General features: G+C 71.6%; 12 protein-coding genes. 7 read left to right on the forward strand and 5 right to left on the reverse strand.

Annotated elements, in window-relative coordinates; translation table 11 throughout:
* Nucleotides 1-22: 22 nt before the first annotated feature.
* The 3 genes from QOM21_RS20780 to QOM21_RS20790 all read right to left on the reverse strand — a co-directional run bounded on the left by QOM21_RS20780 (nt 23) and on the right by QOM21_RS20790 (nt 5264).
* Nucleotides 23-1615, reverse strand: coding sequence for a class I adenylate-forming enzyme family protein (locus tag QOM21_RS20780; protein ID WP_407552132.1), 1593 nt, complete (start codon nt 1613-1615; stop codon nt 23-25).
* 302 nt (nt 1616-1917) lie between these two features.
* Entirely contained in the window at nt 1918-2100 is a 183-nt protein-coding gene (locus tag QOM21_RS20785) for a hypothetical protein (protein ID WP_407552134.1), read from the reverse strand.
* A 221-nt stretch (nt 2101-2321) separates the two neighbouring features.
* The gene (locus QOM21_RS20790; RefSeq protein ID WP_407552136.1) at nt 2322-5264 is read right to left on the reverse strand and encodes a BTAD domain-containing putative transcriptional regulator; all 2943 of its coding nucleotides are present in this window, start codon (nt 5262-5264) and stop codon (nt 2322-2324) included.
* A 305-nt stretch (nt 5265-5569) separates the two neighbouring features.
* On the opposite strand from QOM21_RS20790, the gene QOM21_RS20795 reads away from it, so the two are divergent.
* Nucleotides 5570-6808 carry an amidohydrolase family protein gene (locus tag QOM21_RS20795; protein ID WP_407552138.1) on the forward strand — a complete coding sequence of 413 codons (1239 nt, stop codon included), beginning with the start codon at nt 5570-5572 and terminating at the stop codon, nt 6806-6808.
* A gap of 24 nt (nt 6809-6832) precedes the next feature.
* Here QOM21_RS20795 and QOM21_RS20800 read toward each other — a convergent pair whose 3' ends face one another.
* The gene (locus tag QOM21_RS20800) at nt 6833-7612 is read right to left on the reverse strand and encodes a GntR family transcriptional regulator (protein WP_407552140.1); all 780 of its coding nucleotides are present in this window, start codon (nt 7610-7612) and stop codon (nt 6833-6835) included.
* The gene (locus QOM21_RS20805) at nt 7609-8151 is read right to left on the reverse strand and encodes a UTRA domain-containing protein (RefSeq protein WP_407552141.1); all 543 of its coding nucleotides are present in this window, start codon (nt 8149-8151) and stop codon (nt 7609-7611) included. Before QOM21_RS20805 ends, QOM21_RS20800 begins: the two co-directional genes overlap by 4 nt.
* 518 nt (nt 8152-8669) lie before the next feature.
* Here QOM21_RS20805 and QOM21_RS20810 point away from each other — a divergent pair.
* The 6 genes from QOM21_RS20810 to QOM21_RS20835 all read left to right on the forward strand — a co-directional run bounded on the left by QOM21_RS20810 (nt 8670) and on the right by QOM21_RS20835 (nt 15592).
* Nucleotides 8670-8966 (forward strand): hypothetical protein, encoded by a 297-nt coding sequence (locus tag QOM21_RS20810; protein WP_407552143.1) that lies wholly within the window; start codon nt 8670-8672, stop codon nt 8964-8966.
* Between the two features lie 99 nt (nt 8967-9065).
* The gene (locus QOM21_RS20815; protein WP_407552144.1) at nt 9066-10013 is read left to right on the forward strand and encodes an LLM class F420-dependent oxidoreductase; all 948 of its coding nucleotides are present in this window, start codon (nt 9066-9068) and stop codon (nt 10011-10013) included.
* A 96-nt stretch (nt 10014-10109) separates the two neighbouring features.
* On the forward strand, nt 10110-10907 hold the full coding sequence (locus tag QOM21_RS20820) for an SDR family NAD(P)-dependent oxidoreductase (RefSeq protein WP_407552146.1): 798 nt from the start codon (nt 10110-10112) through the stop codon (nt 10905-10907).
* 254 nt (nt 10908-11161) lie between these two features.
* On the forward strand, nt 11162-12289 hold the full coding sequence (locus tag QOM21_RS20825) for an LLM class flavin-dependent oxidoreductase (protein WP_407552148.1): 1128 nt from the start codon (nt 11162-11164) through the stop codon (nt 12287-12289).
* Between the two features lie 88 nt (nt 12290-12377).
* Nucleotides 12378-14117 carry an amidohydrolase family protein gene (locus QOM21_RS20830; protein ID WP_407552149.1) on the forward strand — a complete coding sequence of 580 codons (1740 nt, stop codon included), beginning with the start codon at nt 12378-12380 and terminating at the stop codon, nt 14115-14117.
* Nucleotides 14114-15592, forward strand: coding sequence for an aldehyde dehydrogenase family protein (locus QOM21_RS20835; protein WP_407552151.1), 1479 nt, complete (start codon nt 14114-14116; stop codon nt 15590-15592). The genes QOM21_RS20830 and QOM21_RS20835 overlap by 4 nt, the downstream gene beginning before the upstream one ends.
* Nucleotides 15593-15635: the final 43 nt, after the last annotated feature.

Consider the following 15635-nt stretch of genomic DNA (forward strand, 5'->3'; position numbering starts at 1 on the left):
GCGCGCCGTGCGCGCCCCTGCGTCAGTCCGCGTACGTCTCGCGCAGCGCTGCCTTCAGCACCTTGTTCAGCGGGCCGCCGCGGGGCAGCTCCGCGACGGTCTCCAGTTGCTCGGGCAGTTTCTGCGTCATCAGCCCGGCCGCCCGGAGGTGCGCGGTCAGGCTCTCCAGGGCGGGCGGTGGGGCGGCGGGGTCGGCGAGTGTGATCACCGCGCAGACCCGTTCGCCGCGGACCGGGTCGGGCAGCCCTATGACGGCCGTGTCCGCCACGGCGGGGTGGGTGCGCACCAGGTCCTCGACCTCCTGGGCCGAGATGTTCTCGCCCTTGCGGATGATGATGTCCTTGAGGCGTCCGGTGAGGACGAGATGCCCGTCGGGGCGCAGCCGGCCCAGGTCTCCGGTGCGGAAGTAGCCCTCCGCGTCGAAGGCGTCCGCGGTCAGCGCGGGGTCGGTGTAGCGGCGGAAGAGCATGGTGCCCTTGAGCGTCACCTCACCGGTCTCCCCGGGCCCGGCCTCCGTGCCGTCCGCCCGGACGATCCGCACCCGCGCGCCCGCGACCGGCCTGCCCACGGTCCGCGACAGCTGCTCGTCGCTGTCGTACGGCGTGCCCATCGCGATCATCGGGCACTCCGTCATCCCGTAGCCGTGGAGGATCGCGCACTCCAGCTCCCGGCCGGCCGCCGTGTACAGCTCCGGCGGCATCGGTGCGCCGCCGCCGGAGAGCAGCCGCAGCGAGGGGATCAGCCGTCCCGCGTGCGGCGCCTCCTGCCGGTGGCGGCGCGACGCGTCGAGGAACGCCTGGTAGAAGGCGGTGCTCCCGCCCGCCATGGTCACCCCGTGCCGCCGGTAGACCTCCGCCGCGCGGCTCGGCTCGAAGGCGTCGAGGAGGACCGCGGGGAAGCCGCTGACCAGCATGGCGATGACGTAGTCCGGGCCGGCGATGTGCGCGTAGGGGAAGGCGATCGAGCCGATGTCGTCCGGCGACATCCCCAGCGCGGTCGCCAGTCCGACGCCGCCGGCGATGAGCGTGGCATCGGTGTGCTCGACGCCCTTGGGGGACGCGGTGGTGCCGGAGGTGTAGTAGATCCAGGTGGTGGCGTCGTCGCCGTCGCGGCCGCTGCCCGGACCACCGGGCCCGGCGCCCGCCGGCGCGTCCGGCACGGTGCTGTCGCCGTCCGGGCCGGCCGTCGGCAGGCCGTCCTCGACGGAGATCACCCGCACCCCGTCCCCGGCCAGCTCCCGCACCATCGCGGTGTGGTCGAACCCGCGCCACTCGCCCGGTACGAGGACGTACTCCGCGGCCGACTCGGCGAGGATGAAGCCCACTTCACGCTCGCGGTGCAGGGGGATGATCGGTGTCTGCACGGCGCCGAGCCGGGCCAGCGCGAGCGAGGCGATGACGGTCTCGATCCTGGTCGGCAGCTGCCAGGCCACCCGGGAGCCGGGACCGATCCCCAGCTCCCGGAAGCCGGCCGCCACCCGAAGTGCCTCGTCGCGCACCGCGTCGAAGGTCACGGTCCGCCCGTCACCGTCGAAGAACATCGGCTTGCCGCGCGAGGCCCGCGCGCGGTACTCGACCAGCTCCCAGAGTGTCTGTAGGCGAGCGGACTCGAACACGGCGGCGCCTCCTGGCTGCGAGCGGGGCGGAGCGGGCCAACGGGCCCCGGTGTGCCTGCCTGCACGGCAGGGCCGGGCGGCGTGACTCTAGCAGCGAAACTGACGCACCGTCAGGAGGTGTGCGGGCCCGGACGATCGCGGGCCCGGAAGCCGACGGGCGCAAACACAGTCGGGCCCTGAAGCGAACGGCCCCCGGACATGCCGCAGGGGCCGGCCCCGATGGCTCCCCTCCTGCCATCAAAGCCGGCCCCTGCGATCCCCCGGATTCACCCGGTGAAACTGGTGACCTCGTGGTGCCGGTCTCAGTTCTTCGGGTCGCCGAACGGCTGGTGATTGTCCTTGGGCTTGACCGTTCCGTCGGCCGCCACCGGCATCGTGCTGTCCGCCGTGGTGGCTTCGAGGCCGACGATCGGACGGTGGCTGTCCAGCGGCTTGAGGATGTCCTTGTCGTCGCCTGCCTGCTGAGCGAGGTTCTCGCTGCTCAACGCAATCAACTCCTGTATGTGGGCACTGATCGGTCCTCCCGGCCGGCAACTCCCCCGAGTATCGCCGGACGGGCGGACCTGGCCGGACACCATACGGTGGGGCCTCGTCACCGAGCCGCTTGCCCCCCGAGGCGGCGGATCGGTATGAGGAAGAGAATGGCCGGTGGCGATGAACGATCGATAAACGCCGTTGATTATGCCCTTGACCTGCGGTGATGCGGCTATGCCGCGGCGGCGACGGTCAGCAGCCGGTGCACCCTGGCGCTCTCGGCCGAGCCGAGCCGCTCGTAGACGGCGAGGGCCTCCTGCCAGCACACCCGTGCCCGGCCGCTGTGCCCGACGCCGTTCAGCGCGCGTCCGAGGGCCGTCAGCGCGTTGGCGCGCCACAGCTCACCGCCGGTCACCCGGAGGGTGGCCAGGGCCTGTTCGGCGTGGTTGGCGGCCTGCGTGGGCCGCCCCGCCGCCAGATCGACCTCGGCCAGCCGGAAGTACGTCATGCCCTCCCAGAACCTCTGCCGGCTGTCGCGGAAGATGTGCAGCGCTTCGAGGAGCTGCTGCGTGGCGTCGTCGAGGCGCTGGGCGAGGGTGAAGGCAACGCCCAGCGCGTACATCCCGTTGGCGAGCCGCCGGGTCGCGCCGATCTGGCGGTATATCGCGACGCCCTGCTCGGCGAGCTGGATGGCGCTCTCCACCCGCCCGGTGTCGAGGTGGACCCGGGAGAGGTTGCACAGCGCGCTCGCCTCGGACTGCTTGTTGTCGTCGTCCCGGAACGCGTCCAGCGCCTGGCTCAGATACTCCTCGGCGTCCGCGTGCCGGCCCTGCTCGCCCGCGATGATGCCGCGGTCGTTGGGCGCGTAGGAGGAGGAGAACGGGTCGTTGGTGGCCAGGCCGAGCAGCATCGCGTACTTGGCGTTCTCGTCCGCCTCGTCGAGCCGGCCCGCCAGGGTGCGGGCGTAGGTGAGGGCGGTGTGGATGCGCGCCTCGGCGTGCTTGTCCCCCAGCTCGCGGGCGGCGGCGAGCAGGGCCGTGTTGACCTGCTCGTACTGCAGGGCGTACGCGCCGGACTCGGCGAGGTCCTTGGTGAGCAGGAGCAGGTCCGCGGCGCGGCGCAGGGTGTCGCCGCCCCTGGACTGCTTGGCGCAGGCGAGCAGGCAGCCGGCCTCGCTGAACAGCCACTCCAGGGCCGGGGTGCGGTCGGTGAAGTCCAGCCCGGGATAGTGGGTCGGCTCCATGTGGTCGACGAGCCGGTCACCGGGGCGTTCGAGGAGGTACATGCGGGCCGCGGTCGCCGAGTAGAAGTCCAGCAGCCGTGACAGAGCGGCGTCCCGCTCGGTCGGCGGGTGCTCGTCGCGCTCGGCGCAGGAGCGCGCGTAAAGCCGGACCAGGTCGTGGAAGCGGTAGCGGCCGGGGGCCGCGGACTCCAGGAGGCTGGCGTCGACCAGGGACTCGACGAGGTCCTCCGCGTCGTCGAGGTCCATGTCGAGGATCGCGGCCGCGGCGGCGAGGGAGATGTCCGGCCCGTCGGCGAGGCCCAACAGGCGGAAGGCGCGGGCCTGGTGGGGCTCCAGCTGGCCGTAGCCCAGCTCGAAGGTGGCCTTGACGGCGAGGTCGCCGGCGCGCAGCTCGTCCAGCCTGCGGCGCTCGTCGGCCAGCTTGCGGGCGAGGATGGAGACCGTCCACGTCCGGCGGGAGGCCAGCCGGGACGCGGCGATGCGGATGGCCAGCGGCAGGAAGCCGCAGGCGCCGACGACGGCCATGGCGGCCTGCCGTTCGGAGGTGACGCGCTCCTCGCCCACGATGCGGGTGAAGAGGGTCAGCGCCTCCTCGGGGCTCATCACATCGAGGTCGATGAGGTGTGCCCCGGCGAGGTCGATCATGCGGGCGCGGCTGGTGATCAGCGCGGCGCAGCCCTCCGCGCCGGGGAGCAGCGGGCGGATCTGCGCGGCGTCGCGTGCGTTGTCCAGCAAGGCCAGTACCCGGCGGCCGGCGAGCGTGGAGCGGTAGAGGGCGGCGCGCTCCTCCAGGCCGTCGGGAATGGAGGAGTCGGGCGTGCCCAGGGCGCGCAGGAACGCGCCGAGGACGGCCACCGGCTCGGAGGGGGTGTGGCCGGCGCCCTGGAGGTCGGCGTAGAGCTGCCCGTCGGGGAAGTGCTCGCGGGCGGCGTGCGCGACGTGGACGGCGAGGGTGGTCTTGCCGACGCCGCCGATACCGGTGAGCGCGGACACCGCCATCACGCTGCCCTCGGCGGTGGCGAGCTGCTCGCCGAGTTCGGCGACGAAGGCGGTGCGGCCGGTGAAGTCGGCGACCGTGGCGGGAAGTTGCTGAGGACGCACGACGACCTTGTCGCCGGCGTCCGGGTCGTCGTCGACGACGGGTGGCGCGTCCAGCTCGGTGTCGGCGCGCAGGATGCGCTGCTGGAGCTCGGAGAGTGAGGCGCAGGGGTCGACGCCCAGCTCGTCGGCGAGCAGCCGGCGGGTGTCGGCGTAGACGGCGAGTGCCTCGGCCTGCCTGCCGCTGCGGTACAGCGCCAGCATGAGCAGTTCGCGCAGCCGTTCGCGCAAGGGGTGGGCGGCGGTCAGCGCCGTCAGTTCGGAGACCACCTCGGCGTGGTAGCCGACCTCCAGGTCGAGTTCGAGGCGGGTCTCGACGAGGGAGAGCCGCCACTCGTGCAGGCGGGTGCGCTGGGTGTCGGCGTACGGGCCGGCGAGGCCGGCGAGCGGTTCGCCGTCCCACAGGGCCAGCGTGGTGTCGAGGAGTTCGCGGGCCCGGCCGCGGTCGCCGGCGGCCTTGGCCTTCTCCGCCTCGGCGGCGAACTGCTCGGCGTGGTCGTGGTCGAGGTCCAGTGGGCGGTTGTCCGCCGAGCGGATGGCGTAGCCGCCGGACTCGCTGACCAGCACGTCGGCGTCCTCGCCGAGCGCCTTGCGCAGCCGGGAGGCGTAGGTGCGCAGGGCGGCGAGCGCGGCGTGTGGCGGTTCGTCACCCCACAGTGCGTCGACCAGCTCCGCGGCGGTGGCGGTGGCTCCGCCGCGCAGCAGTAGGGCCGCGAGCAGCGCGCGCTGCTGCGGTGAGCCCGCTGCCAGCGGGGTGTCGCCGCGCCAGGCCCGTACGGGACCGAGCACGGTGAAGCGGAGCCGCCCCCGCCCCTGCCCCGGACCGACGTCCATGGTGTCCCCCTGCCCTGTGCTGTCCGTTCGCGCTGATCGCACCGTTCGCATCGGCCAGTCTGCCTTGTCGCGGGTGCTTACGTCAGTAGGGGTCCGGAGCGTGCACAAAGCCTCCTCGGCCGATGGCGCCGGGGTGGGCGGCGCGCGGTGGGGCGCGCTGCATCCGCATTCATGCGCCCCTCGCGCGCTGGTGCTACCGGAGTGCGCCCCCTTTCGCCGCCGTTCCGTCGACCCGTGCCGGCCTTCGTATGCCGCTCCGGGCAGGCCCTGCACCATTGCTGACGGATCGTCAGATCAGCGCTACCGTGGACGGCATGGAGAGCTTTCCGAAGATCATCTCGGTGGACGACCACACGGTGGAGCCCCCGCACGTCTGGCGCGACCGGCTCCCGTCGAAGTACCACGACGTGGGCCCGCGCATCGTCCGCGCACCCGTGCGGGAAATGACCTTCGTGGGCGGGAAGTTCGCCCCGAAGATGGGAGACGCCGGCGAGGACGGGCCGATAGCCGACTGGTGGATCTACGAAGACCTGCACCGGCCGCTGACCCGGCTCGACACCGCCGTGGGCTGCTCACGTGACGACATCAAGCTCGAAGGCATCACCTACGAGCAGATGCGGCCCGGCTCCTTCAGCGTTCCGGAGCGGCTGGCCGACATGGACGTCAACCACGTCCAGTCGGCGCTGTGCTTCCCCACCTTCCCCCGGTTCTGCGGCCAGACCTTCACCGAGGCCAAGGACCGCGAACTGGGGCTGCTCGGGGTGCGCGCGTACAACGACTGGATGGTGGAGGAGTGGTGCGGGCCGGAGGCCGGGGGCCGGCTGATCCCGCTGGCCCTCATCCCGCTGTGGGACGCCGAACTGGCCGCCGCCGAGGTGCGGCGCAATGCCGCCCGCGGGGTGCGCGCCGTCTGCTTCAGCGAGATCCCGCCGCACCTGGGTCTGCCCAGCGTCCACACCGACTACTGGGACCCGTTCCTGCGGGCCTGCGACGAGACCGGCACCGTCATCGCGATGCACATCGGCTCCTCCAGCAGGATGCCGTCCACCTCCGCCGACGCGCCGGCCGCGGTCGGCTCCACGATCACCTTCGCCAACTGCTGCTTCTCGATGGTCGACTGGCTGATGAGCGGCGCCTTCGACCGGTTCCCGACCCTGAAGATCATGTATGCCGAGGGCCAGATCGGCTGGATCCCGTACATCCTGGAGCGCGCGGACGTGGTCTGGGAGGAGAACCGCGGCTGGGGTGGCATCGGCGGCAAGGTGCTCCGCCCGCCGTCCGAACTCTTCACCGAGCACGTCTACGGCTGCTTCTTCGACGACGCGTTCGGCCTGCAGAACCTCGACGCGATCGGCGTCGGCAACGTCCTCTACGAGACCGACTACCCGCACTCCGACTCGACCTGGCCCCGCTCCAAGGAGGTCGGCGAGTCCCAGATGGCCCACCTGGCCCCGGACGTCGTCGAACGCATCGTCCGCGGCAACGCCATCGAACTACTGGACCTCACCCCCGAGGGCCTGTGGGGACCGGGGGCGGCGGGGTGAGGGGGGCGCGGTTCGTGCGGGGCGCTATTGCGGGGTGAACTCGTATTGAAGTTCGTACAGATGGCCGGCCTTGACCATCACCGTGGCCTCGATGGGCCTCTCGTGACGGCTGTGGACGACCCGGAGAGTCCGCAGGACGGGGAGGTTACTGGGGAGGCGAAGGGCTTCGTACTGCTCCTGGGTGGGGACGCGGGCGGAGACCCGGTCGATGCTGAGCCCTGGCGGATGTCCCAGCTCGGCCAGCAGGGTCGGCGTACCGCCCTTGATCTTTCGGCGCTCCGCTATGGCGGTGCCGCGAGCGAGGTCCGGCGGGTAGTAGCACTTGACCAGTTCGACCGGGTCGTTATCGATCAGTAGGAGCTGGCAGCGCAGCAAGGCCGTGCCGCCGCTCGCGAGGTTCAGGGCACCTGCGACATCGGCCGGCGGCACGGCCTCGGAGACCTCCAGCAACTTGCTGCGTGCCTGTGCCCCGGTCTTCTCGGCTTCGGTGAGCCAGCGGTAGGGCTCCCCGGGACCGGCCGGAGCGGTGAAGCGAGCGGGCCGCACCGTCTGCTGCCGGTGCGCGCGGACGGTCACCGCCGCTCCGGCCCGGCCGACGACCAGGCGTTCGTCCTTGAGGAGTTGGAGCGCCTTCTGGACCGTGGCGTTGGAGGCGTCGAACCGGGTTTTCAGCTGAGTGGTGGAAGGCAGCTTGGCCTCCGGCGGCAGGTCGCCACTCATGATCTCGTCGCGTAGGTCGGCGGCGATCCGTTCATGCAGGGAGCGCCGGTCGAACGCTTCGTCTTCGGTTCTGGGCACGGTCATCCGATCCTGATCTCGTAGCGAAGCCGCTGTAGGTGTCCGGGCATCGCCATCCTGTCGACCTGGATCGGTCGTTCGCTGCCGTCCAGCGTGACCCGCGTCAGCTGAAGCACCGGTTGGTCCATGCCGGTGCGCAGTGCGGCGCACTCCTCGGCGCTGGGCAGCCGGGCGATGACGTCCTCCTGGACCCGAGCGCCGACGTGCCCGAGCGAGGCGAGCAGGGAGACCGCCCCGCCGATAATCCTGGCGGTCCCGGCCAGCCGAGTTCCTCGTGCGATCCGGGCGGGGTAATAGGTGTCGGTCAACTCGCAGGGGACGTCGTCGAGGAGCATCACCCGACGGCGTACGACGATATTCTCACCCTCGGCGACCTCCAGAAGCTCTGCGATGTCGGGCGGGGCCGGGACCTCCCCGGCGTGGGCGATGCGTTGAGTGCCCCGGTGGCCCCGGGCGGCAGCCTCCGCACCCCAGGCGTCTGCCTGCCCCTTCTCCCTGGGCGTGACGTACGGAATCGAGCTGCTGACCCACTCGCTGGTGCCCACGGCGTCCTCCTGCGCGGCCGGTGATCTCAATTCGTCGGTTACACGGTAAGCGACTTCTCGGAGCCACCACCATCCGCAACCTTGCTGCTTTCTATGAATAGCAGTACGGTTGCCAGGTCTTGGAGCCCAGGATCAAGGTGGTGGTTCACCGTGCTTCTGTCACGGCAGAGTCGTACTGTTCCGACCCGCACTTGCGCCGGCGCGGCATCGAGCCCCCCAGCCGGCACCCTCGCCCGTAACCTCAAGTCGCCGTTCCGTCTGTTACGGGCCATGCCGGGCAGTCGTCGCCCAGTTGGCATGCGACCCCTCGCGCCCTGTGGGGTCACACCGTTCGGGACCCTGACCCGCGTACCGATGCTGCGCGGTGAGGGCACCGTCATGGTCCGTCCCTACCTCGTGGCGCACGAGCGCCGGCAGGCTCTGCGGCATCGGCTCGCCCGACCGCGCGCCTTTCGGGTCGCTGCGCACGGCGTGGAGCTCAGCCCCTGGTCGGGCCGTGACGTACAGGAGGTCACGCGATGAGTGCGCCGCAGGGAGCGCGGCTGCTGCCGTGGTCGACGCCGGAGGGTAAGACCTGCCTCCTGGTGGGTGACGGCACGGGGCTCGTCTCCCGCGTCGCGGACAGCGTCGAGTCCGTCCAGCTCGGCATGGCGGACGAACTTCTCGGCCATGCGGCAGACATGCTCAGTGATCGCAGAGCGACAGCCGAAGAGCTGCGCTTTCTCGCGCGCCGCCTGACCGAAGCCCTACGTGACGTATGCCGCGTGGCCGAGAGCAGGGGTGCCCGGTTGCCAGTACGGAACCGAGGCCAGTAGGGCAGGGCTACGCACCCCCTGCCCCTTGCCTCATGGCTCGGCAGGCAGCACGATGACCGGACTCGTTATTTGACGGTGCGTCAGATCAAGGGGTTCGGCATGTCACAGGTCCTACCGCAGAGGCGACTGGCGTACGGCATGCAGCTGCCCGTGCAGTCGCAGAGCACCCTGTACGCGGAGAGCTGGGAGGCCGCGGCCGGGCCCGCCGATCTGGTGGAGGTGGCGCGGGTCGCGGACCGGTGCGGCTTCGCGTACGTCGCCTGCTGCGAGCACATCGCGATTCCGCGGCGGCTGGCCGATGCGATGAGCACGGTTTGGTACGACCCGGTCGCCACTCTCGCGCATCTGGCGGCCGTCACCGAGCGGGTCCGGCTGCTCAGCCATGTCGCGGTGGTCGGCCTCAAGCACCCGCTGGTCAGCGCGAAGCAGTACGCGACGCTTGACCGGCTGTCCGGTGGGCGGCTGATCCTCGGTGTCGGTGCCGGGCATGTGCGCGAGGAGTTCGAGGCGCTGGGCGTGCCGTTCGCGCAGCGCGGTGCGGTGCTCGACGAGACCGTCGACGCGCTGCGGGCGGCGCTCGGCCCGGCGGAGTTCCCCGAGTTCAAGGGGGCGCGGTTCGAGTTCTCCGACCTGGGGCAGGCGCCGCGGCCGGTGCAGGCGCCACCGCCGGTCTGGGTGGGCGGCTCCTCGCCGGCCGCCGTGCGCCGGGCCGCGGTGCGCGGGGACGGCTGGCTGCCGCAGGGCGACCGGCGGGAGCAGCTGCCGGCGCAGATCGGGACGCTGCGGCGCCTGCGGGAGGAGGCGGGCGTCGGGCGGCCGGTGGAGATCGGCACCATCGCCGAGCCGCTGTACGTGGGCGATCCGTCCTGGCACGTCGGACGGCGGACCCTCTCGGGAGCTCCGGAGCGGATCGCGGCGTCGCTGCGGGAGTACCGCGCGATGGGCGTGACGCAGCTCCAGGTGCGGTTCCGCAGCCGCAGCAGAACCGAACTGACCGACCAGATGGCCGCGTTCGCCGAGGACGTCGCGGTGCATCTCGGCGACTGAGCCGGTCTCCCGGCGGCGCGAGCGCCGGGCCGGCGGGGCGGAACGCACGGACCGGGCGCGCGCGGTCGCGCCGCAGGAGAGCGTGGGGAGACGGATATGGGCAAGCTGGACGGGCGGGTCGTGATCGTCACGGGTGCGGCGCGCGGGCAGGGCGAACAGGAGGCGCGGCTCTTCGTCGCGGAGGGCGCGCGGGTGGTGCTCGGCGATGTGCTGGACGGGCCCGGCGAGGCGCTGGCGAAGGAGCTGGGGGAGGAGCGGGCCCGGTACGTCCCGCTGGACGTGAGCCGGGAGGCGGACTGGGAGGCAGCGGTCCGCACCGCCAAGGCGGCGTTCGGCAAGGTCGACGGGCTGGTCAACAACGCCGGGATCCTGCGCTTCAACGAGCTGGTGTCCACCCCGCTGGAGGAGTTCCAGCAGGTCGTCCAGGTCAATCAGGTCGGTGCGTTCCTGGGGATGAAGGCCGTCGCGCCGGAGCTGGCGGCGGCCGGCGGCGGGACGATCGTGAACACCGCGTCGTACACCGCGCTGACCGGCATGGCCTTTCTGACCTCCTATGCCGCGACGAAGGCGGCGATCGTCGGGATGACGCGGGTCGCGGCGATGGAGCTGGCCGGCCGGGGGATCCGCGTGAACGCGATGTGCCCGGGTGCCGTCGACACCCCGATGACGAACCCGGACCGGGTGGCCGCGGACGGCGGGCCGAAGGCGCCCGACGAGGCCGGCAGCGCGGCGCTGGACGAGTTCTACGGGAAGGTCGTCCCGATGGGGCGGATCGGGCAGCCGGAGGAGGTCGCCCGCCTGGCGCTCTTTCTGTCGTGCGAGGACTCCTCCTACATCACCGGGCAGCCGTTCGTCATCGACGGCGGGTGGCTCGCAGGGGTCTCGGTCCTCTGACGCGACGGGGCCTGGCGGCCTTCCGCAGCAGTAGCTGACGCTTCATCAGGTATTGACGACGCGTGCGGGCCGGTGCGAGAGTCACGATCTGACGGTACGTCAGATAGGCGAGGAACACGTACGCCCGGCCGGCCGTGGCAGCCGGCTCAACAGCCGAATCGGCTCGGCCGGGCACTTCGGCCACATCGCGGCGGTGACACGGACACACCCATCTTCCGGGGGGCGACCCCCGCACCCCGAAGGAGTGAACACCCATGGAATTCGGGCTCTTTGTGCAGGGCTATGTGCCGGCGGCGCGGGCGAAGGACGACCCCGAGGCCGAGCACCACGCACTGATGGAGGAAACCGAGTACGTCATCCAGGCCGACAAATCCGGCTTCAAATACGCCTGGGCCTCCGAGCACCACTTCCTGGAGGAGTACTCCCACCTCTCCGCCAACGACGTCTACCTCGGCTACCTCGCGCACGCCACCGAACGCATCCACCTCGGCTCCGGCATCTTCAACCCGCTGGCCCCCGTCAACCACCCCGTCAAGGTCGCCGAAAAGGTCGCCATGCTCGACCACCTCTCCGAAGGGCGCTTCGAATTCGGCTCCGGGCGCGGCGCGGGCAGCCACGAGATCCTCGGATTCATGCCGGGCGTCACCGACATGAACCACACCAAGGAACTCTGGGAGGAGACCATCGCCGAGTTCCCCAAGATGTGGCTCCAGGACGAATACGTCGGCTTCAAGGGCAAGCACTGGGAACTGCCGCCGCGCAAGGTCCTGCCCAAGCCGTACGGGAAGTCGCACCCGGCCATGTGGTACGCCGCAGGCTCCCCCTCGTCCTACGCCATGGCCGGCAAGAAGGGCCTGGGCGTCCTCGGCTTCAGCGTGCAGAAGGTCTCCGACATGGAGTGGGTCGTCGACTCCTACAAGACCGCCGTGAAGGAAGCCCGGGCCATCGGCGACTTCGTCAACGACAACGTCATGGTCACCTCGACCGCCATCTGCGCCGAGACCCATCGCAAGGCCGTCGAGATCGCCGTCGGAGGCGGCCTCAACTACCTCCAGTCCCTGCTGTTCCGCTACCACGACACCTTCCCCCGGCCGGACGGCATACCGGAGTGGCCCGAGCTGCTGCCCGAGTACACCGAGGAGATCATCGAGCTGCTGATCGCCGAGGAGCTGATGATCTGCGGCGACCCCGACGAGGTGCTCCAGCAGTGCAAGCGCTGGGAACAGGCAGGCGCCGACCAGCTCTCCTTCGGCCTGCCCATCGGTGTCAGCCGCGAGGACACCCTCAACTCGATCAAGCTGATCGGCGAGCACGTCATCCCGAAGATCGACACCGACCCCGTGCACCGCACCACGCGCTTCCGCCAGGCAGCGGGCAACTGAACCGCAGCAACGGGACGGGCAGGGAGCGGCACCCCGGCCGGGCCGGGCGCGCCCCCCTTCCCGCACCCAGCGAGAAGGGATCCACGTCATGCTCGACCACCTGATCAAGGGCGCAACCGTCGTGGACGGGACGGGCGCCCCCGGCCGCGCCGCCGACCTCGGCATCCGCGACGGACGCATCGCCGTCGTCGCCGCCCCCGGCACGGTCACCGAACCCGCCCGCACCACCGAGGACGCCACCGGCCTGATCCTCGCCCCCGGATTCGTCGACCCGCACACCCACTACGACGCGCAACTGTTCTGGGACCCCTACGCCACCCCCTCGCTGAACCACGGCGTCACCACCGTCGCCGGCGGCAACTGCGGATTCACCCTCGCCCCGCTGCACCCCGACCGCCCCGACGACGCCGACTACACCCGGCGCATGATGAGCAAGGTCGAAGGCATGTCCCTGGTCGCGCTGGAAGAAGGCGCCCCCTGGAACTGGCACAGCTTCGGCGAATACCTCGACGCCCTGGAAGGCCGTATCGCGGTCAACGCCGGCTTCATGGTGGGCCACTGCGCCCTGCGGCGGTACGTCATGGGCCCGGACGCGATCGGCGGCCAGCCGACCGACGAACAACTCGCCGCCATGCTGGAGCTGTTCCACGACGCGATGAACGCCGGCGCCTGGGGGCTGTCCACCACCCAGTCCGCCACTCACTCCGACGGCGACGGCAGCCCCGTCGCCTCCCGGCACGCCCGCCCCGCCGAACTCCTCGCCCTCTCCCGGGCCGTCGCCGACCACGAGGGCACCCAGATCGAAGCCATCGTCGCGGGCTGCCTCGACCAGTTCGACGACGACGAGATCGACCTGCTCGTCGACATGTCCGCGGCCGCCGGACGCCCGCTGAACTGGAACGTACTGACCATCGACGCGGCCGTACCGGAACGGGTGCCCCGCCAGCTCGTCCCCAGCGAACGGGCCCGCAAGGCCGGCGGCCGGATCGTCGCCCTCACCATGCCGATCCTCACACCCATGAACATGTCCCTCGGCACGTTCTGCGCCCTGAACCTCATACCGGGATGGGGCGACATCCTCGGCCTTCCGGTACCCGAGCGGATCGCCGCACTCCGCGACCCGGACATCCGCGCGGACATGCTGCGCCGCGCCGAGAGCAAGGAAGCAGGCGTCTTCCGCCGGCTCACCCACTTCGCCCGCTACGTCATCGGCGACACCTACTCCCCGGCCAACGACGGCCTCAGCGGCCGGGTGGTCGGCGACATCGCCGCCGAACGCGGGCAGGAACCCTTCCACTGCCTCGTCGAGATCTGCGCCCAGGACGAGCTGCGCACGGTGCTGTGGCCCATGCCGACCGACAACGACCCGGCCAGCTGGGCGCTGCGCCGGGAGACCTGGGAGCACGAGGACGTCCTGCTGGGCGGCTCGGACGCCGGCGCACACCTGGACCGCATGTGCGGCGCCCCCTACACCACCCGCTTCCTCGGCGACTGCCTGCGCGGCCGCAAGCTCGTCGGCCTGGAGCGCGCCGTACAGATGCTGACCGACGACCCGGCCCGGCTGCTCGGCCTGCGTGAGCGCGGCCGGATCGCCGAGGGCCACCACGCCGACCTGGTGCTCTTCGACCCCGAGCGGATCGACGCCGGGCCCGCCACGCTGGTGCACGACCTGCCCGGCGACAGCCCGCGGCTGGACTCGCGGGCCCTGGGCATCGTGAGCGTACGGGTCAACGGGGTGGAGACCATCCGCGAGGACGTCGTGACCGGCGCGGTGCCGGGCACGGTGCTGCGGTCCGGACGGGACACCGAGACCGTGAGCACCCGGTGAGCGGTCGCGAGGCGGCGGCCGAGCGGCTGTTCATCGGCGGCGAGTGGATCGAGCCGGAACGCGGCCACTACGCGGTGCGCAACCCGGCGACCGAGGAGATCGTCGGCAGGGCCCCGGAAGCGAGCCCCGCACAGGTGGCGACGGCGGTGGCGGCGGCCCGGGACGCGTTCGAGAGCTGGTCGCGCACCGCCCCGGAGGAGCGCGCGAGGATCCTGGACCGCGCCGCGGAGGTGATGCGCCGCGAATTCACCGGCTACGCCGCGCTGGCGCAGGCGGAGAGCGGCGCGACGACGGGCACCGCGCGAGCCATGCAGGTGGGCGTGGCCGTGGCGCGCTTCAGGCGCTACGCGCGCGGCGCCCTGGAACCGGTCGAGACCGGGCTGCCGCCGCAGATCAACGAGGCGGGGCCGTTCGGGAAGGCGGGCGTCCTCGGGGCGCTCGCGGTACGGCGACCGGTCGGAGTGGTCACCTGCATCACCTCGTACAACAACCCGTGGGCGAATCCGGCGGGCAAGGTCGCGCCGGCGCTGGCGATGGGCAACACCGTGGTGGTGAAGCCGGCCCCGCAGGATCCGCTGTCGGTCTTCCGCATGGCGGAGGCGCTGGCCGAGGCCGGGGTGCCGCCGGGGGTGGTCAATGTCGTCACCGGCACCCGGCCGGAGGTCGGCGAGGCCGCGGTCGCGGCGGACGGTGTGGACATGGTCAGCTTCACCGGATCCACCGCCGTCGGGCAGCGGATCGCCCAGGAGTGCGGCCGGGGGATGAAGCGGCAGCTGATGGAGTTGGGCGGCAAGGGCGCGGCGCTGGTCTTCGACGACCTGGACGGTCAGGGCCTCGCGGCGGCGGTGGCGGGCGTCGGCACCACCTTCTCCTTCTACAGCGGCCAGATCTGCACCGCGCCGACCCGGGTCCTGGCGCAGCGCGGCATCTACGAGCGGCTGGTGGACGGGCTCGCGCGGTATGCGTCCGCCCTGAAGGTCGGGGACCCGACGCGACCGGACACGGTCGTGGGCCCGGTGATCTCCGCGGCGCACCGGGACCGCGTCGAGTCGTATGTGGAGCTGGCCGGGAAGGAGGGCGCGCGGCTGGTCACCGGGGGTGAGCGGCCGGGGTGCGAGCGGGGCTTCTATGTGGCGCCGACGCTCTTCGCGGACTGTACGCACACGATGCGGGTGGTCCGCGAGGAGATCTTCGGCCCGGTGGTGGTGGTCGTGCCGTTCGACGACGAGGAGGAGGGCATCGCACTGGCCAACGACAGCGACTACGGGCTGCTGGACTACGTCTGGTCCGGCGATGTGGCCCGTGCCTTCCGGGTGGCCGGTCGGCTGCGGGCCGGCGGGGTCGGGATCAACACGGTCGGGCGGAACATGGAGGCGCCCTTCGGCGGCTTCAAGCGCAGCGGGGTCGGGCGGGATGTGGGCTCGTACGCGCTGCACGCCTACAGCGAGCTGCAGTCGCTGGTGTGGCCCGGGTGAGGCGGCGCGACGAGGCGGGGGAGGAGGGCTGGGGGCGGGGCCG

The organism is Streptomyces sp. Pv4-95 (assembly GCF_045782725.1).
Taxonomy (GTDB): domain Bacteria; phylum Actinomycetota; class Actinomycetes; order Streptomycetales; family Streptomycetaceae; genus Streptomyces.